Raw genomic sequence first — 20,150 nt, 5'->3', positions numbered from 1 at the left:
GCGCTTCGTTGGCACGATGGAGCGGACCTTGCGCTCATCTCTTCGATCGCAGACACATGTTCCGACCTTGCCGGCTCAAGCCGTGAATGCTTTGAGCGCGATCCAGAGGCCGAGAACCAGCACCACGCCCATCCAGAAATGGAAATACCGCTCGAAGCCCATGGACTTATATGCCCTGGCCATTGTGTGAGGCGGCACGAAGAGCAACGAAAGCCCTTTCAGGAGCGCTACCCACCCCACCAGCGTGACGGCAAGGGTGAGCGCACCGCCCGTCCAGACATTATGCGCGAGCACGATGGCAAGCCCCGCCGCAACGGCCACCATCCCGGAGAACAGCATCCAGGGTCCGTCGTTGGCCATGTCGTCCAGCGCCGCCAATGTCCGCCGTTTGCCGGTCAACATCGCAATGGCAATCGCAACCAGATAAAGGCCAAGGAGCTTGCCGAGAAAAATCGTGGTCATGGATATGGCGGCGATCCAGAGGGCTGACACTGCTGCAGACTGGCCGATTGCGACATGGTCAACAGCCTGTCGAAACTTCCTTCATTATCCGCCTGCGCCCTATCCAAGTCCATTACATCCCGCCGTTCCGCAGAGCAACGGGGGGCCGATCTCAGGCTGCCGCGAGATTGATCGGCATCAAGGTTGAAACGGGTATCTGACAATAGCTTGCTGGCTCCAGCGGACGCCAGGTAGGCGATCTGTACTATATTCATGGTCGGCAAGGTGGCTGCTCACACGGCATAGGAATTCAGGCATGCGTTCCCTCTCCGCACCGCGCCCGACCGACAGCAGCAAGGCCTATTGGGCCTTACCGGCCGAGGAACTGCTGACAGAACTGCACACGGCGGCCGATGGCCTGTCGTCCGCTGAAGCCTCGACCCGGCTCCGGATGAATGGCCCGAATGTGATCGGTAGTAAAAGCGGAATTTCCGCCATTTCCGTCTTTGCCCGGCAATTCCGCAGTCCATTGGTGCTGATCCTGGTCTTCGCTGCCATTGTCTCGGCCTTCGTGGGAGAAGGCAGCGAAGCGGTGATCATCGGCATCATCGTGCTGGCGAGTTGCCTACTTTCCTTCACGCAGGAATACGGGGCTTCCAGGGCGATGGAGGCACTGAATGCGCGCATTGCTCGCAAAACCACTATGCTGCGTAACGGTCGCGAGGAATCCGTCGCCGTAGCAGAGATCGTTCCGGGCGACGTGATCCGGCTTTCCGCCGGTAACCTGATCCCGGCTGACGGCGTACTACTGGAGGCACGCGACTTCAACGTCAGCGAGGCTGCACTCACCGGCGAAACCTTTCCCGTAGTCAAGGCTCCCGGCGTTTCAGATCCGGGCGCCCAGATCGGTCAGCGCTCCAATGCCGTCTTTACGGGCACCTCGGTTCGCAGCGGTACGGCCACCATGCTTGCCATGCATACCGGCAAGGAGACGGAATTCGCGGCCATCGCAGGGGCGATCGCGCGTGCCGTCCCGGAAACCGATTTTGCCAAAGGCATCCGTCGCTTCGGCTACCTCATGACAGAGATCATGCTGGTCATCGTCATTCTTGTCTTCTTCGCCAATCTTCTGCTGCATCGGCCGATCGTCGACTCCCTGCTGTTCTCGCTGGCGCTGGCGGTCGGCCTCACGCCCGAACTGTTGCCGGCCATCATCAGCGTCACGCTGGCGCGCGGTGCCCGCGCCATGGCGGCAAGCGGCGTCATCGTGCGCCGGCTCGAAGCCATCGAGAATCTCGGTAGCATGGACTTGTTGTGCACCGACAAGACCGGGACGCTGACCGAGGGTACGATCCGCCTGGATCGTTGTGCAGACGCCGATGGATTGGATTCACAACAGGTCCGACTGTGGGCGTTGCTTAACGCCACACTGCAATCCGGCATGGCCAATCCTCTTGACGAAGGGATCGCTGCCAGCAGGGGTTCCGGCGACGATCTTTCGGCTTATGAAAAGATCGACGAGGTTCCCTACGATTTCATCCGCAAGCGACTATCCGTGATCGTGCGGCAGAAAGATGCCGGCGAAGACCTGCTGATCTGCAAGGGAGCTGTCCCGAATATCGCCGAGGCCTGCACGCTCGACGAGCGGCAGGCGAAGGCGATCGACGAAAAGGTGCAAGGCTGGTCCATGCAGGGTTTTCGCGTTCTTGGGCTTGCAGTGCGCCGTTTCCCGTCACGCCAGACCTACAGCCGCGACGACGAAACCAACCTTGCCTTCGCTGGGTTCCTCCTGTTCCTCGACCCACCGAAGCCCGGCATGGCCGAGACCTTGAAGGCGCTGGCCGGGCGCGGCATCAAGGTGAAGGTCATCTCCGGCGACAATCGCCATGTCGCAGCGCATCTGGCGCAGATCATCGGCCTGCCACATCGCCGTATACTTACCGGCGACGACCTGGCGAAGCTGACCAAAGAAGCGCTGTTCGCCCGTGTCGCACATGTCGACATCTTCGCCGAGATCGATCCCAACCAGAAGGAGCGCATCATCGAGGCGCTGCGCCGGCGCGGCCATGTCGTCGGTTATATGGGAGACGGGATCAACGACGCCCCGGCCCTGCACGAAGCCGATATCGGCATCTCCGTCGACGGCGCCGTGGACGTGGCTCGGGAGGCCGCGGACATGATCCTGCTCAAGCGGGACCTCGACGTATTGCTGCGCGGCGTCGACGACGGCCGGCGAACTTTCGCCAATACGATGAAATACATCTCCATCACCACCAGCGCCAATTTCGGCAACATGTTCTCGATGGCCTTCGCGTCGCTTGCGCTGCCCTTCCTGCCGCTGCTGGCCCCGCAGATCCTGCTCAACAACCTGCTCTCTTCGCTGCCTTCGCTCGCCATAGCGCGCGACCGCGTGGACGCCGAACAGATCGAGGCGCCGCGCCGCTGGGATATCGGCTCGATCCGCCGTTTCATGATCTATTTCGGACTGGTCAGTTCCTGTTTCGATTTCGTGACCTTCGGCTTCTTGCTGCTCCTGATGCACGCGAATGCCGGAACGTTCCGGACGGGGTGGTTCGTCGAATCGCTATTGACGCAACTGGTGATCGTTCTCGTCATACGCACGCACCAGTCCTTCTGGCGGAGCCGGCCAAGCGCGCTCCTGGCCTGGCTGACGCTGGCCATCGGTCTGCTTGCATTGGCCATTCCCTATTTGCCGGGCTCAGCCTGGTTCGGCTTCGTGCCTCTTCCGGCCCGGATAATGGCAGGTCTCGTCGCGATCACGCTGATCTACCTGACCGCGTCCGAAGCGACCAAACGCTGGTTCTTCGCGCGCGAGGGCCGGCTTGCCAAGCGCCGCCAGGCTTGACCACGATCAAGGCGCCGGCTCGCAGGCTGTGTAGCCTCGCTCGATCATCCGGAGAGCCGCCATGCCACGCCGCATCCTCGTCGTCCTCGGTCATCCAGACGGCAATCCGAAACGCCTGTGCCGGGTGCTTGCCGACGCCTACGTCGAAGGCGCACGCTCGGCCGGCCACGAAGTCCGACTGATCGATATCGCGACGCTCGATTTTCCGATCCTGCGTGCCATGGAGGAATTCACCGAACGGCCCCTGCCGGTTACGCTGGAGGACGCCGCACAAGCGATCAAGGATACGGATCATCTGGTCTTCGTCTTTCCGCTGTGGCTCGGCACCATGCCCGCCCTGCTGAAAGCCTTCCTGGAACAGGTGATGCGGCCGGGTATCGCCTTCGCCTATCCCGAAGCAGGCAAGAGCGGCTTCGCCAGGACGCTGCTCAAGGGCCGCTCGGCTCGCGTGGTGGTGACCATGGGCATGCCCGCCTCGTTCTATCGCTTCTGGTATCTCGGCCATGGTATCGCCGGCATGCGTCGCAACATCCTGAACTTCGTCGGCGTCAGCCCGGTGCGGGAAACGCTGTTCGGGATGGTGGAAGGCGCAGGTGACGCCAAGCGCAGGAAGTGGATCTCCGAAATGCATGCACTCGGAAAACGGGCCGGCTAGGCTCGGGTACCCGAAAAGCGCGGCGAGTACGGGAGGCACACTGGTGCCCCAGGCCGCACGGGCAAATTAAGGCCGCCAAGGGCAATGACCAGCAGGGCGATCTTGAAGCTGGCGCGGGCTTTCTCGCTCGTCTTCGAGGCGCTGTGGCGATCAGTGCGATATCAGGATCGGCAGGCGCAGATCGCGCAGGATGCCGTCGGTCGCTCCGCCGAGAACGAAATCGCGTACACGCGTATGACCATAGCCGCCCATCACGAGCAGGCCGGCGCTGCGTTGAACGGCGTTCTCCTGCAAGGTGACGGCAATATCGCCGCCGCCACTCAGCAGGGCATGCGCCTCGGCGGGAAGGCCGCGCTCCCGCAATCCCGAAGCCAGCCGGGCGCCGGGATCGTCTTCCGGCAGGGCCTTCTCGTCGGTCACAGTCAGGACCGTGATCCTCGACGTCTTCCGCAGCAGCGGGGCCGCGTCGGCGACGGCCCTCGCCGCGACGCGACTGCCGTCCCATGCGATAGCCACATGATCGAAGGCAGTCGGCTGGACCAATTCGGGAAGCAGGATCACCGGGCGACCGGAACCGAAGATGACATCCTCGGCCAGCGTATGCGTGCTTTCATTCGCAGCTTCCCAGCCAATGAGAACAAAGTCGAAATAGCGTGCCCGGTTCGCAGCCAAGTCGCCTGACAACGGGAGGGAGGTCGCCGTCCGATCGGTGACGAGCTTGACACCTGCCGACATCGCCTTGTCCGTCACGACGCGGAGGATGTCCTCGCCATTTCTGCGACTCCTTGCATTCGCCTCCCTGATCAGTTCTGGCGTGTTCAAGAGGAACTTGGAAAGGGCATTCGACACAGGCGGGATGTCGGCGTTTATGGCAAGGGCATGCAGTTCCGCCTCCAACTGCGCAGACGCGATAGTGGCATTTGATCCGACATGCGGCGAGACCGGGTCGGGGTACGTCACCAGTGGAAGCAAGGCCTGGAGTTTCATGGGTCACATTCCTGTTTCGGGCATGTCGATCGACGAGCATGCAGATTCCGTCAGGAGCGGCCCGCTTTCCTTGACCGGAATCAATCGTGAGCCGACTGATGTTTTGATCCATCGCAATGAAGCCGGCAGCGGAACTGAATATCGCTTCTGCACAAACGCGAGACGCGAGGATCGGAATCATGGCGTTCAAGACAATCCTGACGATCACCGGGCCGGAAATCGGCTGGCGAAGCGATCTTGAGCTTGCTGCAAACCTGTGCGAGCAGGCCGAAGCGCATCTGTCAGTCCAGGTCATGGCCTTGGCCGCACCGCCTCCCATCGGCGAGTATGCCGCTGTGGTCTCGGACGGCTGGATGCAGGAGCGACAAGCCGACCAGAGACATTTGCGTGCCCGCACGGAGGAAATATCCGCGTTCGTTGCCGCCAATCCTGTTTCCGGCGATGTCGTCAGTGATTACGCGGAGGTTGGCTGGGCCGACGAGATGATCGGGCGCCGTGCGCGCTATGCCGACCTTACGCTCGCAGGACCCGAATTGCTCGCCTCGGAGACTCTACGGCAAAAGGTTATCGAAGGCGCGTTGTTCTGGTCGGGAAAGCCGCTTCTGCTGGTTCCCGAAGGCGCCCTGCCGACACTCAACCCCAAACGCGTCCTGGTTGCGTGGGACACAAGGATCGAGGCGACGCGGGCGATGCGGGAAGCCCTCGACCTGCTTGCCACGGCCGACGAGGTGCGCCTGGCCATCGTCGACCCCATCGAAGGCGAGTGGTCGCATGGCGAGGAACCGGGCGCCGACGCGGCGACGTTCCTTGCCCGTCATGGCGTCAAGGTTACCGTCGATCGCCTCCCGAGCGAAAATCATTCGGTAGCGGATGTGCTGCGCCGGCATGCCATCGACACGGGTGCCGAGATGCTGGTCATGGGGGCCTACGGTCACTCCCGGCTGCGCGAGCGCATTTTCGGCGGTGTGACCCGCTCGATGCTGGAAAATCCTCCGCTTCCTGTTTTTCTGGCGCGCTGACAAGTCAGCCGCCGATGACCCTCGATACCTGACGGGCGATCGTCAGTTCTTCGTCCGTGGTGATGACGTGGATTTCGACGACGCTTTGCCGGTCGGCGATCCGCTCCTTGCCGGAAAGGTTGGCGCTCCTGTCCAGCTTTACGCCCAGCCACCGCAGCCGCTCGCAGACCGTCTCGCGGACCTGCCAGGCATGCTCGCCGATGCCGCCGGTAAACACCAGCACGTCCAGACCTTGCAGCGTGTTGGCCATCGCCGCGATTTCACGGGCGATGCGGAAGGTGAAGAGATCGAGGGATTCCGCCGCATGCGGATGCTCGCTGGCCAGCAGATCGCGGACGTCTCCCGATAAGCCCGACACGCCGAACAGGCCGGAACAGTGGTAAAGCAGGTCCTCTATCTCCTTGGCCGACATGCCGCGAACCTGCTGCAAGTAGAGGATGATCCCGGGATCGATGGCGCCGGGCCGCGTCGCCATCATCAGGCCGTCGAGCGCGGTGAAGCCCATGGTGGTGTCGAGGCTTTTTCCCTCGCGCATGGCGCAGAGGCTGCACCCGCTGCCGAGATGCGCGACCACGGTGCGTTTGCCGAAGGTTTCGGGCGAAATCTCGCGCAGCCTCCCGGCGATGAATTCATAGGACAGCCCGTGAAAACCGTATCGGCGGATGCCCTGCTCTTCGAATGCGCGCGGCAGGGCGTAGCGGCTGACGGGCGGCGTAAGCGTATGGTGGAAGGCGGTGTCGAAACAACCGACCTGCGGAAGGCCGGGGCGCGAACGCATCAGGACCTGCACCGGCTCCAGGCAAGCGGGCTGGTGCAGCGGTGCGATCGGCGTCAGCGCGTCGAGGTCTCGAACGACCGCTTCGGACAGATTGACCGGAGCGACGAACCGGCTGCCGCCGTGGACGATACGATGGCCGACTGCCGCCAGCGGCATGTCCGCAAGCCATGTTTCGAGGCAGCCGAACAACTCGCGAAGCAGGGTTTCGACCGGCGGGTTCTCCTGCGTGACCGATCGATCGGCGACGAGCGCGCCATTTTGATCCCTTGCGGTCAACCGCGGCGTGCCGTGGCTATCTTCGAAGCCGCCAGCCACCATGCGGCGCAACGTTCCGGCTTCGAACAGCCCGAACTTCAGACTGGACGAGCCGGCATTCAGCGCGAGGATCGAGCCCGCCATGACCAGTAATCCTTGCCGGTTCAACGGCCTGCGTGCGGGGCCGTCCTGTACGGCCAGTGCCAGTTCCGGATTTCCGGCATGTCCTCGCCATACTCCCTGACATAGCGTGTATGCTGGGCGAGCTTGTCGGCAAGTTCCTGTCTGGCCGCCGACGCCTTCGCGCTCAGCCCCGGCACCCTGTCTATGGCTTCCATCGCGAGATGGAAGCGGTCCAGTTCGTTGAGCACCGCCATGTCGAACGGCGTGGTCGTCGTCCCCTCCTCGTTGAAGCCGCGCACATGGATGTTGTCGTGGTTCGTCCGTTTGTAGGTCAGGCGATGGATGAGATAGGGATAGCCATGGTAGGCGAAGATGACGGGGCGGTCCTTTGTGAACAGCCTGTCGAACTCGGCGTCCGCGAGGCCGTGCGGGTGCCGTTCCTTCGGTCGCAGCGTCATCAGGTCCATGACGTTGACGACGCGGATGGCAAGGTCTGGAACGGCTTGCCTGAGAAAGTCCACGGCGGCCAGCGTCTCCAGCGTCGGCACGTCGCCGGCGCATGCCATGACGACGTCCGGCTCGGCGTCGCCCTTCTCGGTGCCTGCCCATTCCCAGACGCCCACGCCTGCCTTGCAGTGCGCGGCGGCATCCTCCACGGCAAGCCATTGCGGCGCGGGCTGCTTTCCGGCGACAATGACATTGATGCGGTCATAGGTCCGCAGGCAATGATCGGTGACCCACAGGAGCGTGTTGGCGTCCGGCGGCAGATAGATACGCACGATGTCGGCCTTCTTATTGGCGACCAGGTCGACGAAGCCGGGATCCTGATGGCTGAAGCCGTTATGGTCCTGCCTCCACACATGCGACGTCAGCAGGTAGTTAAGCGATGCGATCGACCGTCGCCATGGCAGCCTGCGCGACACTTTCAGCCATTTGGCGTGCTGGTTGAACATGGAATCGACGATGTGGATGAAAGCCTCGTAGCAGGAGAACAGGCCGTGGCGGCCGGTCAGCAGGTAGCCTTCGAGCCAGCCCTGGCACAGGTGCTCGCTCAGCACCTCCATGACGCGGCCGTCTTTGGCAAGGAGCACGTCATAGGGTTCGATCTTCTCCATCCAGACCCGCTCGGTCACGTCGAACACGGCGTCCAGCCGGTTCGACGCCGTTTCGTCCGGTCCCATGATCCTGAAATTGCGCGCATCGGCGTTCAGGCGCACGACCTCCCTGAGAAACGACCCCATCACCCGGGTCGCCTCGGCCACTACGCCGCCGGGCTGTGGGACAGTGACGGCAAAGTCGTGGAAGTCCGGCAATCGTAGTTCACACTTGAGCAACCCGCCATTGGCATGCGGGTTGGCGCCCATCCGCCGGGCGCCGGCAGGAGGAAGCGAGCGAAGCTCGCCTCGCAGGGCGCCTCTCTCATCGAAAAGCTCCTCCGGGCGGTAGCTTCGCATCCAGTCTTCCAGCAGCTTCAGGTGGCCGGGATTGTCGCGAGGATCGGTGATGGGGACCTGGTGGGCGCGCCAGAACCCTTCGACTTTCTTTCCGTCGACCTCCTTCGGCCCGGTCCATCCCTTCGGGCTTCTCAGCACTATCACAGGCCAGCGCGGCCGCTGCGTGACCTTGCCGGATCGTCGTGCCGCATGCTGGATTTCTGCAATCCGGCCGAGGGCCGCATCCAATGTCGCCGCCATCTTCCGGTGCATGTCTTGCGGTTCGTGTCCCTCGACGAAGAACGGTTTGTAGCCATAGCCTTCCAGCAGGCTGCGTAGTTCGCCACCTTCGATCCGGCCAAGCACGGTGGGATTGGCGATCTTGTATCCGTTCAGGTGCAGGATCGGCAGGACGGCGCCGTCATGGACCGGGTTGAGGAACTTGTTCGAATGCCAGGAGGCCGCCAGCGCTCCGGTCTCGGCCTCGCCATCGCCGATCACGCAAGCGACGATCAGGTCGGGATTGTCGAACGCGGCGCCATAGGCATGGGCAAGCGCATAGCCGAGTTCTCCCCCTTCATGGATCGATCCGGGCGTCTCGGGTGCGGCATGGCTGGGAATTCCGCCGGGAAACGAGAACTGTCGAAACAGCTTGCGCATGCCCTGCTCGTCGCAGGAGACGTCCGGATAGACCTCGCTGTAGGTCCCTTCGAGATAGGTGTTGGCGACCATGCCCGGTCCGCCATGACCGGGGCCGCAAATATAGATCATGTCGAGGTCGCGGGCGCGGATGGCGCGGTTGAGATGCGCGTAGATGAAATTGAGGCCCGGCGTGGTGCCCCAGTGGCCAAGCAGGCGCGGCTTGATGTGATCCGGCCGAAGCGGCTCCTTCAGCAACGGATTGTCGAGAAGGTAGATCTGTCCGACCGAGAGATAGTTCGCCGCCCGCCAGTAGCGGTCGATGAGGTCGATTTCCTTGCGGCTGTCGGTATCTGTCACGATCCTTCTCCTCGATTGTCCCGCCACGGAGCAGAGACAGATAAACTAGAACGTCCAGTCAGCCGCGCCACCCTGACGGCCCACAACGAATATGTGGCCGGTATGCGGCGACCGCGGTGGGTCAGCCGACCCCGGTCCGTTCTTGACGAATGCCGTAATCTCATGCGCGCGCGCCCGGCTATTCCCTTGCCTCGCGCCCCGAAATCTGGTCGATCGAGACACGGAAAAACACGTGCGACATTTCGTTCGAGACCGGCGGCAGGAGCGGCTTCAAAGCGCCCGGTTCCCACCAGTCGTTGTACTTGCTCAATATCGACCAGGCGTGGTCCCTGTCGCGCTTGTGGCCTATCTCGTCGGGCAGTTCTTTGTATCGGCCGTCGACAATGACGCTCTTCCACTCCCGATGTTTGCCGTGTTCTTCGACAAGCACAGACACGCGCGGATTCGCCCGCATGAATTCGATCTTCTTGCCCAACATCGAGAACATGAAGAGGTGGTTCTCGGCATGGACGAAATAGGCAGGCACGACGTAGGGTTGATCGTCCTTGGCGCAAGCGATGTGGCACAGCCGGTTGCTGTCCAATAGCTTCGCGCATTCGAGCGTCGTCATAGTCCTGACCAACATAACCAACTCCTTTCCTACGGCTTCTTTTCCGCTTCTGCCGTATTTGGATTTCCCATAGCCGCTTTTCGGCGCTTGCCCGTCGCGGCGTCGCGGCCCCCTTGGCCGCGGCTCAATGCTGCGAGGACATCTGCGTCGTCGAGTTGTTCAAAATTGCGGTAGTAGTAGCTGAGAGCGCGAAAACGCGGCGGTTGCGCCAGGCAGACGACACGATCCGCCTCCTGGCTGAGTTCGGCCACGGTCTCCGGCGGGGCAATCGGCAGCGCCACCACGATCGCCATCGGCGATCTTCGCTTTAGCGCGCGTATGGCTACTTTCATCGTGGTGCCGGTGGCCGCGCCGTCATCGACCAGTATTACGGTTTTTCCGGCGATCGAAAGCAGTGATCGGCTGCCCCTATAAAGGGTCCGGCGGCGCTCGAGTTCCGGTCGCTCGTCTTTGATTAGCGTCGCCAGCGCCGCATCGTCGAGATTATAGGCTTCCACGATTTCACGGTTGAGGACGACGTCCGGCGGATTACCATCGACGATCGCGGCGACTGCAAGTTCGGGATTGCCTGGAGCGCCGACCTTGCAGACGATCACCACGTCGAGGGGCGCGTTCAGCTTGGCAGCGATCTCGACAGCTACGGGTACGCCGCCACGAGGAAGAGCGAGAATAACTGGTGCAGGAAGCGACAGCCCGGCGAGTTCCTTCGCGAGCATTCGTCCTGCCTCCCGCCGATCGCAAAACATGGCTCAGTCCGCCGGCCAAAGCTGCCGAAGCGCCTTTCTCATGGAGTTACGAATCTGGTCGACCTCTCCGGCCGAGATATGGCTGTCGAGAAGATGAAAGACAGCCCCGATGGCGCGATCGAAATCGATCTCCTCCTCGAAGCCGAACTCCCTCCTCACCGCAACGATGAAATCGCTCTTGCGGCGGTCGTGACCAATGCCGTTAAGGGGATACCATCCTTCGAAAAAGACGCCACGGATCAGCGTAGGCAATTGCGCTGCCAGATCGCTCATCTCTTCCTGTGGCAGCCAGTCCCTGAGCGCGTGCAAGACCGCCTTCAGCAGTCGATAGGCGCGCGGGACATCCCAATCCAATTCGCCGGCGACTTCATTGACCCAATGTTGCGCCTGTTGCGCTGACTGCGAAAAGTTCGAGATTGCTGTCGTCGTCACGGCTGCGGTCCTCCGTGGGCTTGGTTTGCCGCTCGCCCGGCTGTCCCGGCCGAGGTAGCGGCAGGTAAATAGAGGAGATCAACTTTAACGAGGTGTCGCGTTGACCCGGATCAAAAGCCCGAATTTTCTCGTGCCGGCTTAAGATAGCCACGCGCCCTTGATCCGCGTCGTGACCTGCTGCTAGTTCACCTCAATCTCCAAGGCGGTATCCTTCCAGGTCCGCCAATGTGTCGGTGATACATCAAGCCGTTCGTGGGTCTTTGACGCGACCCATCCAGTCAGGACACGTTGACAGGGAAACACCAGCGCATGGGTACCGTCCCGGTCCTGAACCGCCAATTCGAGATCGAGATTAAAGGGTGCGGTCGCTATTGGGTACCACATGCATTTCCCCGAGGATTCCCGGAAATCCGGTAGAGCCTGTCCGCGCTTGCTGATGACGGGTGCTCATGCAGCCATATCCTGGAGCGTCTGCAACTTGACGATCTCCACGTTCCGCAGGCTTGGCAACCGGATGACCCCCTTGCTTTTCAGCTTCGAAAAGACCCGAGACACGGTTTCGATCGTCAGGCCGAGATAGTCGGCGATATCCAATCGTGACATCGGAAGCTCGACCTGACGCAGGCCGCCCTGACGTTCGGACATCTCAAGGAAGAAAGCCGCGACGCGCTCCACGGCATTCTGGCGACCCAGCACCAGAAGCTGCTCCTGGGCCCGCACGAGGCTTTGAAGCGCCATGGGCAGGAGTTCGGCTACGACATGGGAAGCCGAAGGGCTGAGAATGCGAATGCCGGTACTGCAGATTGCCTCGGCGAAGAAGTGATGGTTCTTGTCTGCTTCGAAACCGAACATTTCGCCTGCAAGGTGAAATGCCGATATCTGGCGCCGTCCGTCCGACAGAAGACGGTAGATGCGAACGGCACCGAACTCCACCTGGTAAAGGCTCGCGCACAAATCGCCCTGGGCATAAATTTCCGAACCGGCCGGGAAGAATGTGGCGGGTCGGCCGCTCCCCAACGGCATGCTGGGTTCGTCGCGGTCGAGAAGGATACCGCCAAGCTGGCGGGCATAGCGCGACTGCTCAAAGTTCGTCATGGATTGTCTCCCTCGATAGCGATGGCGAAACAATCCCCCCAATCCCGACGGATCGAAATTCGGTTGTATCCGTACGGGATTCTACGTAGCGGGGTCAGGATTCGTCGGCGATCGCATCTTGGACAGCCTGCAGGAGCGGTTCACCGAGGAACGGTTTTGCTAGGCATCTCGCATACGGCACTTCCTGCGGCGAGCGGTATTGGTCGATCAGCAGAATAACGGGGTGTCTGAAGCTCGTGAACAGCTCCTGCGCATATTGCCAGTCATGGATGGCTTCGTCGTCGACAACCGCGCAACCGACATGCTTAACTTGCGGCGATCTGAACGCGGAACCGAGGGTGTCGTAGGCTAGTACTGCGACGCCGCCGCTTTCAAGAATGAAAGTGAGCGAGTGCCTGAAAGCCACGTCCGGGGTTACGACGATTACCTGAGCCATCCTTCCGCACCCACCGATCGGATCCAGCGCAGATCATGCCTACTGGATCATGCCGCCTGCGATCAGCGCATTGCGGTGGATCAAACGATGTGCCCCGCCAGGCCTCCGAGAGCGAAATTACGCCGAGAGGCCCATGGCGATGCTCATGCGGACCAGTTCCGGAAGGTTCCTTGCCTGCATCTTCGACATGATATTGGCGCGATGGACCTCGACCGTGCGAGGGCTGATGCCGAGATCGAAGCCGATGGTCTTGTTGGGCAGGCCCGCCACGACGGCGGACAACACTTGGCGCTCGCGTTCCGAAAGGCTGTCGAGCCTTACACCCAGCGTTGCCGTATCCACCATGGCTGCCGGACTTTCTTCCAACTGGCTTGCGGCTCGCTTGATCGCCTCGACCAGCGTTTCGTCCTCGAAAGGCTTCTCGATGAAATCGACGGCACCCGCCTTCATTGCCGCAACCGCCATCGGAACATCCCCATGGCCTGTGATGACGACGGCGGGAATCGAGGTTCCAGTCTCCTTCAGTTTCTCCAGCAGTTCCACACCGCTCATATCCGGCATTCTCAGATCGGTGATGAGGCAAGCCTTGCCGACGGTCTTTGCCGACGCAAGGAAGCTGCTTGCGGAATCGTGCACCCGGACCGTAAAGCCCGCCATCGTCAGAAGAAAGGCCAGCGATTTACGGACAGGCTCCTCGTCGTCGATGATGTGAACAACGTAGTTGTCAATTTGCATCCGACACTTCCTTTCCCGCCAGAGGGAGCGTGAACCTGAACGTCGCCCCGCCGCTGTCGTTTCGACTGGCCGAGATATCGCCGCCATGCGCTTCGATAATCCGTCTGGATATGGAAAGCCCGATCCCCATGCCGCTTGCTTTGCTCGTGACGAAAGGCTGGAACAGGCGCGTCGCCACCTCCTCGGAGATACCTGGGCCTGTATCCGCCACCTCGACCACGACATAGCCGTCTTCGATGGTCGTCTGCACGACCAGTTCGCGGTTCTCGCTTTCGCGCATGGCCTCCATCGCATTGCGCATGAGATTGATCAGCACCTGCTGGATCTGGACGCGGTCGACCAGGACATCCGCGCCCTTCGGCGCAAAGTCGAATACCGAGCGGATCCCCTGCTCGCGCGATCCGACGAGGGCAAGAGCGCCGGCTTCTTCGATCAGCTTGCGCATCGTTTCGCGCGTAACGTCCGCCTCGCCGCGCGTGACGAATTCCCTCAGGTGCCGGATTATCCCGCCCGCCCGCAACGATTGTTTTGCAGTCTCCTCAAGAGCGTCGCGGATGCGGTTGGCGGCGGCGTCATCCAGAGTATTGAGGAAGCGGACGCAGCCCTGCGCGTAATTTGCGATTGCTGCCAGCGGCTGGTTCAATTCGTGCGCCAATGTCGAAGCCATTTCGCCAAGCTCGTTGAGACGGGCGAGCCTGGCGAGTTCGTTCTGGACCTCCTGTAGGCGTGCCGCGGATTCCTCGCGCTCGGTGAGATCCCTGATGAACCCGGTGAAGAACCGGCCGGTAGCCGATCTCATCTCGCCGACGGCCAGTTTCATGGGAAAGGTGGACCCGTCCTTCCTACGGCCAACCACGACGCGGTCGATTCCAATGATCCGCTTTTCGCCGGTAGCGATATATCGCTGAATATAGCCGTCATGCTCGCTGCCATAAGGTTCGGGCATCAGGATGTTCACGTTGCGGCCGAGCACCTCGGCTTCCGTGTAGTCGAATTGTCGGACGGCGGCCGCGCTGAAGGAAGTGATAAGCCCTTGTTCGTCTATCACCACGGTTGCGTCGGGCACCGTATCCAAGATCGAGCGCAAATGATCCTGTTGAGCCCTGAGCGTTTCTTCCGTCTTGTCGAGGGCGCGACGCGCATGATGGAGCATTTCCCCCATCCAGGCGATGGCAAGCCCGACCACGGCAAAGACCGAACTTTGCACCCAGGACGAGGCATCGGCACCCGCAAGGTAAAGCGCACCAAGAAGGGAGAGGACGAGAGCAAAAAGCCCCGGACCGATACCACCTGCGATCGCTGCCAAAAGGATTGCAGGAACGAAGAAAATGAAGGTCACGGCACTGCCCAGGACGCCTTGCAGAGCCAATCGGACAACAAACATTGCAGCCACGGCGCTCGCGGCAAGAAAATAGCCGACATTACCCTCAAAACGGGAAGAGAAGACCGCTTGCAGGAAACGGCCTTGCAGCCCTGGAATATCTCTGGCAGGCACCGGAACGCTCCTCGCCACATCGCCTCGAAAGAAGGTTATCACAAGGTCGAGATTTGTCGTGGCAGAGCCGCCGCCGAGACGTGTGAATTCGACCAAAGATACATGCGCGCGCGTGGGAGAGAAAGGAAGGAAACTACCATATGTTTCATGAAGGAACCGACGTCCGGCAGGCACAGGTTTGATATCGCTTCTTCGATCTTTCGCCTGCTCCTGTCCTGCCTTTCCGGTGGTGGCGCGACTTGGCGCCTTTGTTCCATATCGGGTTGGTGCGCTCTTTGAGCGAGCGCAAGGACCCGCGGAATGGCTGACACGATATCACCGGCGTGCTGTCATCGGCACGCCGGTGATCGTATGAACGGTCAAGCCGCCTTGACCGCAATTGTCTTCTCGCCCTTCTTCGCCTCGGCGGTCTTGGGCAGTTTCACGCTCAGCACGCCGTGGGCGAAATGTGCATCGATCTTGTCGGCGTCGACGCCCTCGGGCAACTGAAAGCTGCGCTGGAAGGACCCGTAGCGACGCTCGGACAGGTAGTAGTCCTTCCGCTTGTCTTCCTTTTCCTCGCTCTTCTCACCTTTGATCGTCAGGGCATGGTTGGAAAGCTTGATTTCGACGTTCTTCTCGCTCAGGCCCGGCAACTCCGCCGTGATTTCATAGACGTCATCCTTTTCGACGAGATCCATTGCCGGCGTGACCTGCCATTCGGCACGGGAAATGCGCGGGACCTCGAAACCCAGAACCTTCGAAGGCAGACGCCAGTCGAACGGACGGAAATCGTCGAACAGCCGATCCACCTCGCGGCGCAGACTCTCGAATGGCGCCCAATCTTCGGATTTCGCGGGCGCGGCGGATTTCTTGACGGGTAGTTTCGTGGCTATCTCGGCCATTGGGGTCTCCTTTCGAGTGAGCGGATTCGGACGGATACCGCCGCCTCTACTCTTTCACCTTCGGGGTCTCCCTGGAGGCGCCAGAGTCCAAGGGCGGTGGATCCGCTTGCGAGATGTCCTCGTCGATCCAGCCGGCGCTTGGTCGATGGCGCTTGCAAACGCCGCGTTTGCCTCGCTTTGGCTGGTCCAACTCGATCCAGCAAGGATTTCAGCAAACGATATCTCGTCAGGTCCCTCATTGACGCGGATCAAAGCGTGCCCGTCATGCGCTTTTCGTTGCATGTGGTTCTGTTCAACAAAAAGAAGTGAACAGCCGAGAACGCCCTTGATCCTTCCCGGCGCGCGTCGTCGACGCATATTCGTCGCATGCTGCTGCCGATTGACGCTGATCAAGGTCGCCGCGCACGGCTCCGGTTTTGATGGCGACACATTGCAGGCAGCGGAGTTGCGCGATGGGCGGTGTCGCCATGGGCCCTCGACAGATCAATCCCTTCGACGTGCGTGGTTGGTTTGATCACGAGATCGACCTTCCGCTTCGTCTCGGCAGCGCCGATGGCGCCCTTCCCGTCATCAGGCAATCTGACCAGTCGCCACGCGGCCACAACGGAGCGTGGAAATGACGACAGGTCGGCGTATCTGGCTCACGGTCGGCGTATTGGCAGTGCTCGCCGCCGGCGGATACTATGCCTGGCAGAAATCCCACAACGGCGCGTTGCCGGAAGGACTGGCGAGCGGCAACGGCCGCATCGAGGCGGTCGAGATCGACGTCTCAGCGAAGTCGCCGGGGCGAATCAAGGAAATTCTTGTCGGCGAAGGTGACTTCGTGAAGACGGGGGACGTGCTTGCCCGCATGGAAACGACACAGCTCGAAGCCCAGCGTCGACAGGCAGAGGCCAGCTTCGGCGCGCCGGCATCGGCGGCGATACCGCCAACACGCTGATCGTCCAGCGGGAAGCGGAAAGGACTGCCGCTGCGGCCGTGGTCGCGCAACGCGAGGCCGAACTCGACGCCGCCGAGCGGACGCTCAAGCGCTCCGAGCAGCTAGCGGCCAGCAACACGATCTCTCAACAGGTGCTCGACAACGATCGGGCGACCGAACGCAGCGCGGCAGCGGCGGTCGCAGCGGCCGAAGCGCAACTGGCTGCCACCGAAGCGGCCATCAACGCCGCCAAAGCCGAAGTGGTGGATGCGCAGGCGGCGGTAGATTCGGCGCAAGCAGCAATCGAAAGCATCGACGCCGAAATAGACGACGCGACACTCCGCTCGCCACGTGACGGACGCGTGCAATACCGGGTGGCCGAGCCGGGCGAAGTGTTGGGCAGCGGTGGCAGGGTGCTGAACCTCGTCGATCTGGGTGATGTCTACATGACGTTCTTCCTGCCGACCGGGCAGGCCGGACGCGTGGCGATCGGCGCCGAAGTCCGGCTCGTCCTCGACGCCGCGCCCCAATACGTCATCCCTGCGAAAGCGACGTTCGTCGCCGATGTCGCGCAGTTCACGCCGAAGACGGTCGAGACCGAGGAGGAACGCCAGAAGCTGATGTTCCGCATCAAGGCGCAGATTTCGCCCGAGCTGCTGCGAAAATACATCCAACAGGTGAAGACCGGCCTTCCCGGCGTCGCCTATGTCCGGATCGATCCTGGTGCCGAATGGCCTGCAGCTTTGCAGGGAACTTTGCTGCAATGAACCATGGTGCAGCGGCAGCGGCCCAGGTGGCACGACTGGAAGGCGTCAGCCTTTCCTATGGAAAGACCCGCGCTCTCGACGCGATCACCCTCGACATCCCGTCCGGCTGCATGGTCGGGCTGATCGGTCCCGACGGTGTCGGCAAGTCCAGCCTGCTTTCGCTGATCGCAGGCGCCCGGACGATCCAGGTCGGCCACGTCGAAGTCCTCGGCGGCGACATGGCCAATGCCGCGCACCGGCGGGCTGCCTACCCGCGCATCGCCTATATGCCCCAGGGGCTCGGGCGCAACCTCTATCCGACGCTTTCCGTGTTCGACAATGTCGACTTCTTCGGCCGCCTCTTCGGACACGAAACAGGTGAACGCGAGTGCCGCATCCGGGAGCTTCTGGAAAGCACCGGGCTCGACCCGTTCGCCAGCCGGCCGGTCGCCAACCTTTCAGGGGGCATGAAGCAGAAACTCGGACTTTGCTGCGCGCTCATCCATGACCCTGACCTCCTGATCCTCGACGAGCCGACCACCGGCATCGATCCACTCTCTCGTCGGCAGTTCTGGCAATTGATCGAGCGGATAAGGAGCTGCCGCGATGGCATGAGCGTTGTCGTGGCCACCGCCTATATGGAGGAGGCCGGCCGCTTCGACTGGCTCGTGGCCATGGACGGCGGGCGGGTGCTCGCTTCCGGCACCCCGGCCGAACTGCTGGAACGCACCGGGACTGTCGAACTCGACGCAGCCTTCATTGCCCTGCTGCCAGCCGCAAAACGCGAAGGATACTCTATGCACGTGACCAGCTGATCATTCATAGTTGAACTGATTATCCCGAACATAATTGGGAGGTGAGCAAATCTCGAAATCAAGGTAGCGGATTATTCCGCCAACGGGCATGCGGGCCACACGCCGTCCACACGATGATAAGGTCCGCAGGAAATTTCAGGAGGCGTCTTTGAGCCAGTTCGACCAGACAGCCACAATCGCCTTTCTCTCCGAGACGGCCACCTTCGGGACCATGGCCGCCGTCGAAACAATCGAGACGCATATCTCCCGGATTTTTCTGGCGGGTGACCGTGTCTTCAAGATGAAGCGTGCGGTCAAGCTGCCATATGTCAACTTCTCGACACCTGAACGTCGTCTCGCCGCATGTCGTAAGGAGGTCGAGCTTAATTCTATGACGGCCCCGGACCTCTATTTGGGCGTCAGGTGCATCACACGCGAGGCCGACGGCAGGCTCGCATTGGATGGCGACGGAGAGCTAGTCGACGCAGTCGTGGAGATGCTGCGCTTCGAGCAGTCCGCCCTTTTGGACCACATGGCAGAAGCCGGCGCGCTCACACCCGACCTGATGACGCGGACAGCGCTTATGATCGCACGTTTCCATCGCCAGGTGCCGGTGGTGGATACGGGATCAGGTGCGGCGAATCTTAAGGGTGTGCTGGATATAAATAAGGCCGGCTTCGCCACCAGCCATCTATTCAGCGACACGGAAGTCTGGGCGCTTGATGCCGCGTTCCGAAAAGCGCTGGTGCGCCATGGCAACGTGTTAAACCAGCGCCAGTTGGCCGGTAAGGTGCGGCGCTGTCACGGCGACCTTCATTTGCGCAACATCTGCCTGCTCGGTGACGAGCCCTGCCTGTTCGACTGCATCGAGTTCAACGACGGCATCGCAACGGTAGACGTTCTTTACGATCTGGCGTTCCTGCTCATGGACCTGTGGCATCGCGGCTTCCCGGAATTGGCAAATCTCGTGGCAAACCGTTACCTCGACGAGACCGACAACGAGGACGGCTTCGCGCTTTTATCTTTCCTTATGGCGATCAGGGCAGCAGTCCGCGCGCATGTCACCGGGACCCAGGTGGAAGAAGACGGCGACTCGTCCGGCAATCTTAGGGCGGAGGCACGTGCCTATTTCGATCTTGCTGCGAACCTTCTGAACGAGCGCCCTGCTCAGCTGATCGCCATCGGTGGACTGAGCGGTTCAGGAAAGACGACCGTAGCGGAGGCACTCGCCGCCCATGTAGGGGCAGCGCCAGGTGCGCGGATCATCGAGAGCGATCGCATCCGCAAGGCGATGCACGGCGTGCCGCCCGAAACACGTTTGCCCGAGAAGGCCTATAGGCCGGAGGTCTCCGAGCGGGTCTATCGGGATATGGCACTACGGTCGAGCTTTATCCTCGCTGAAGGCGGGTCGGTCGTGGCGGACGCGGTGTTTGAGCGACAGCTGGATCGTATGCGTCTCGAACGAGCAGCCGGGGACCGTCAGGCGCCTTTCCTCGGCGTCTGGCTGGACGTCGCTCCCGACGTGTTGTGGCATCGTGTCGACCAGCGACGCGGCGGCCCTTCTGATGCGACCGTCGAGATTCTGTCGCACCAGTTGGAAAAGGACGTGGGGGACATCTCCTGGCAACGCCTCGACGCTGTACGGCCGCTGGACGCGATCATTTCCGACATCATGACACTGTGCGGCTGGTCGTTTCAATAG

General features: G+C 61.5%; 17 protein-coding genes and 2 pseudogenes. 7 read left to right on the top strand and 12 right to left on the bottom strand.

The window, feature by feature from the left end; translation table 11 throughout:
* Nucleotides 1-75: 75 nt before the first annotated feature.
* Entirely contained in the window at nucleotides 76-462 is a 387-nt protein-coding gene (locus tag ACFOHJ_RS22475; RefSeq protein WP_378225013.1) for a hypothetical protein, read from the bottom strand.
* Between the two features lie 295 nt (nucleotides 463-757).
* Here ACFOHJ_RS22475 and mgtA point away from each other — a divergent pair, with 295 nt between their 5' ends.
* A complete protein-coding gene (gene mgtA / locus ACFOHJ_RS22470; RefSeq protein WP_378225011.1) occupies nucleotides 758-3,307 on the top strand; it encodes a magnesium-translocating P-type ATPase in 2,550 nt (849 codons plus the stop codon).
* 61 nt (nucleotides 3,308-3,368) lie between these two features.
* Nucleotides 3,369-3,962: an NAD(P)H-dependent oxidoreductase gene (locus ACFOHJ_RS22465; protein ID WP_378225010.1), complete on the top strand. Its 594-nt coding sequence runs from the start codon at nucleotides 3,369-3,371 to the stop codon at nucleotides 3,960-3,962.
* A 150-nt stretch (nucleotides 3,963-4,112) separates the two neighbouring features.
* Here ACFOHJ_RS22465 and ACFOHJ_RS22460 read toward each other — a convergent pair whose 3' ends face one another.
* On the bottom strand, nucleotides 4,113-4,949 hold the full coding sequence (locus ACFOHJ_RS22460) for a universal stress protein (RefSeq protein ID WP_378225009.1): 837 nt from the start codon (nucleotides 4,947-4,949) through the stop codon (nucleotides 4,113-4,115).
* Between the two features lie 179 nt (nucleotides 4,950-5,128).
* On the opposite strand from ACFOHJ_RS22460, the gene ACFOHJ_RS22455 reads away from it, so the two are divergent.
* On the top strand, nucleotides 5,129-5,968 hold the full coding sequence (locus ACFOHJ_RS22455) for a universal stress protein (protein WP_378225345.1): 840 nt from the start codon (nucleotides 5,129-5,131) through the stop codon (nucleotides 5,966-5,968).
* Nucleotides 5,969-5,972: 4 nt separating this feature from the next.
* Here ACFOHJ_RS22455 and ACFOHJ_RS22450 read toward each other — a convergent pair whose 3' ends face one another.
* The 10 genes from ACFOHJ_RS22450 to ACFOHJ_RS22405 all read right to left on the bottom strand — a co-directional run bounded on the left by ACFOHJ_RS22450 (nucleotide 5,973) and on the right by ACFOHJ_RS22405 (nucleotide 15,989).
* Complete coding sequence (locus tag ACFOHJ_RS22450) at nucleotides 5,973-7,145, bottom strand: acetate/propionate family kinase (protein ID WP_378225008.1); 1,173 nt, start codon at nucleotides 7,143-7,145, stop codon at nucleotides 5,973-5,975.
* Nucleotides 7,146-7,165: 20 nt separating this feature from the next.
* On the bottom strand, nucleotides 7,166-9,583 hold the full coding sequence (locus tag ACFOHJ_RS22445) for a phosphoketolase family protein (RefSeq protein ID WP_449224170.1): 2,418 nt from the start codon (nucleotides 9,581-9,583) through the stop codon (nucleotides 7,166-7,168).
* Between the two features lie 151 nt (nucleotides 9,584-9,734).
* Nucleotides 9,735-10,181, bottom strand: a complete 447-nt coding sequence (locus ACFOHJ_RS22440; RefSeq protein ID WP_378225002.1) for a pyridoxamine 5'-phosphate oxidase family protein — start codon at nucleotides 10,179-10,181, stop codon at nucleotides 9,735-9,737.
* A 14-nt stretch (nucleotides 10,182-10,195) separates the two neighbouring features.
* On the bottom strand, nucleotides 10,196-10,882 hold the full coding sequence (locus ACFOHJ_RS22435) for a phosphoribosyltransferase (protein WP_378225000.1): 687 nt from the start codon (nucleotides 10,880-10,882) through the stop codon (nucleotides 10,196-10,198).
* A gap of 33 nt (nucleotides 10,883-10,915) precedes the next feature.
* A complete protein-coding gene (locus tag ACFOHJ_RS22430; RefSeq protein ID WP_378224998.1) occupies nucleotides 10,916-11,344 on the bottom strand; it encodes a DUF2267 domain-containing protein in 429 nt (142 codons plus the stop codon).
* Nucleotides 11,345-11,791: 447 nt separating this feature from the next.
* Nucleotides 11,792-12,367, bottom strand: coding sequence for a helix-turn-helix domain-containing protein (locus ACFOHJ_RS22425; protein WP_378225343.1), 576 nt, complete (start codon nucleotides 12,365-12,367; stop codon nucleotides 11,792-11,794).
* 166 nt (nucleotides 12,368-12,533) lie between these two features.
* Nucleotides 12,534-12,875 (bottom strand): hypothetical protein, encoded by a 342-nt coding sequence (locus tag ACFOHJ_RS22420; protein ID WP_378224996.1) that lies wholly within the window; start codon nucleotides 12,873-12,875, stop codon nucleotides 12,534-12,536.
* 117 nt (nucleotides 12,876-12,992) lie between these two features.
* Nucleotides 12,993-13,604, bottom strand: a complete 612-nt coding sequence (gene fixJ / locus ACFOHJ_RS22415; protein WP_378225342.1) for a response regulator FixJ — start codon at nucleotides 13,602-13,604, stop codon at nucleotides 12,993-12,995.
* A complete protein-coding gene (locus ACFOHJ_RS22410; protein WP_330998629.1) occupies nucleotides 13,600-15,105 on the bottom strand; it encodes a PAS domain S-box protein in 1,506 nt (501 codons plus the stop codon). Before ACFOHJ_RS22410 ends, fixJ begins: the two co-directional genes overlap by 5 nt.
* Before the next feature lie 359 nt (nucleotides 15,106-15,464).
* Nucleotides 15,465-15,989, bottom strand: coding sequence for an Hsp20/alpha crystallin family protein (locus tag ACFOHJ_RS22405; protein WP_378224994.1), 525 nt, complete (start codon nucleotides 15,987-15,989; stop codon nucleotides 15,465-15,467).
* 452 nt (nucleotides 15,990-16,441) lie between these two features.
* On the opposite strand from ACFOHJ_RS22405, the gene ACFOHJ_RS22400 reads away from it, so the two are divergent.
* The 4 genes and pseudogenes from ACFOHJ_RS22400 (at nucleotide 16,442) to ACFOHJ_RS22385 (ending at nucleotide 20,150) form a co-directional block, all read left to right on the top strand.
* Entirely contained in the window at nucleotides 16,442-16,609 is a 168-nt protein-coding gene (locus ACFOHJ_RS22400; RefSeq protein WP_378224992.1) for a hypothetical protein, read from the top strand.
* A pseudogene (locus ACFOHJ_RS22395) lies at nucleotides 16,606-17,675 on the top strand (HlyD family secretion protein). The gene ACFOHJ_RS22400 and the pseudogene ACFOHJ_RS22395 overlap by 4 nt, the downstream one beginning before the upstream one ends.
* Nucleotides 17,672-18,448: pseudogene (locus tag ACFOHJ_RS22390) on the top strand (ATP-binding cassette domain-containing protein); the annotation flags it as partial. The pseudogenes ACFOHJ_RS22395 and ACFOHJ_RS22390, both read left to right, overlap by 4 nt.
* 232 nt (nucleotides 18,449-18,680) lie before the next feature.
* Nucleotides 18,681-20,150: a bifunctional aminoglycoside phosphotransferase/ATP-binding protein gene (locus ACFOHJ_RS22385; RefSeq protein WP_378225340.1), complete on the top strand. Its 1,470-nt coding sequence runs from the start codon at nucleotides 18,681-18,683 to the stop codon at nucleotides 20,148-20,150.

This window comes from Aquamicrobium soli, from assembly GCF_042646345.1.
Taxonomy (GTDB): domain Bacteria; phylum Pseudomonadota; class Alphaproteobacteria; order Rhizobiales; family Rhizobiaceae; genus Mesorhizobium; species Mesorhizobium soli_A.
Note: the sequence above shows the minus strand (reverse complement) of the source record. Positions and strands in the feature narration are given on the sequence as shown.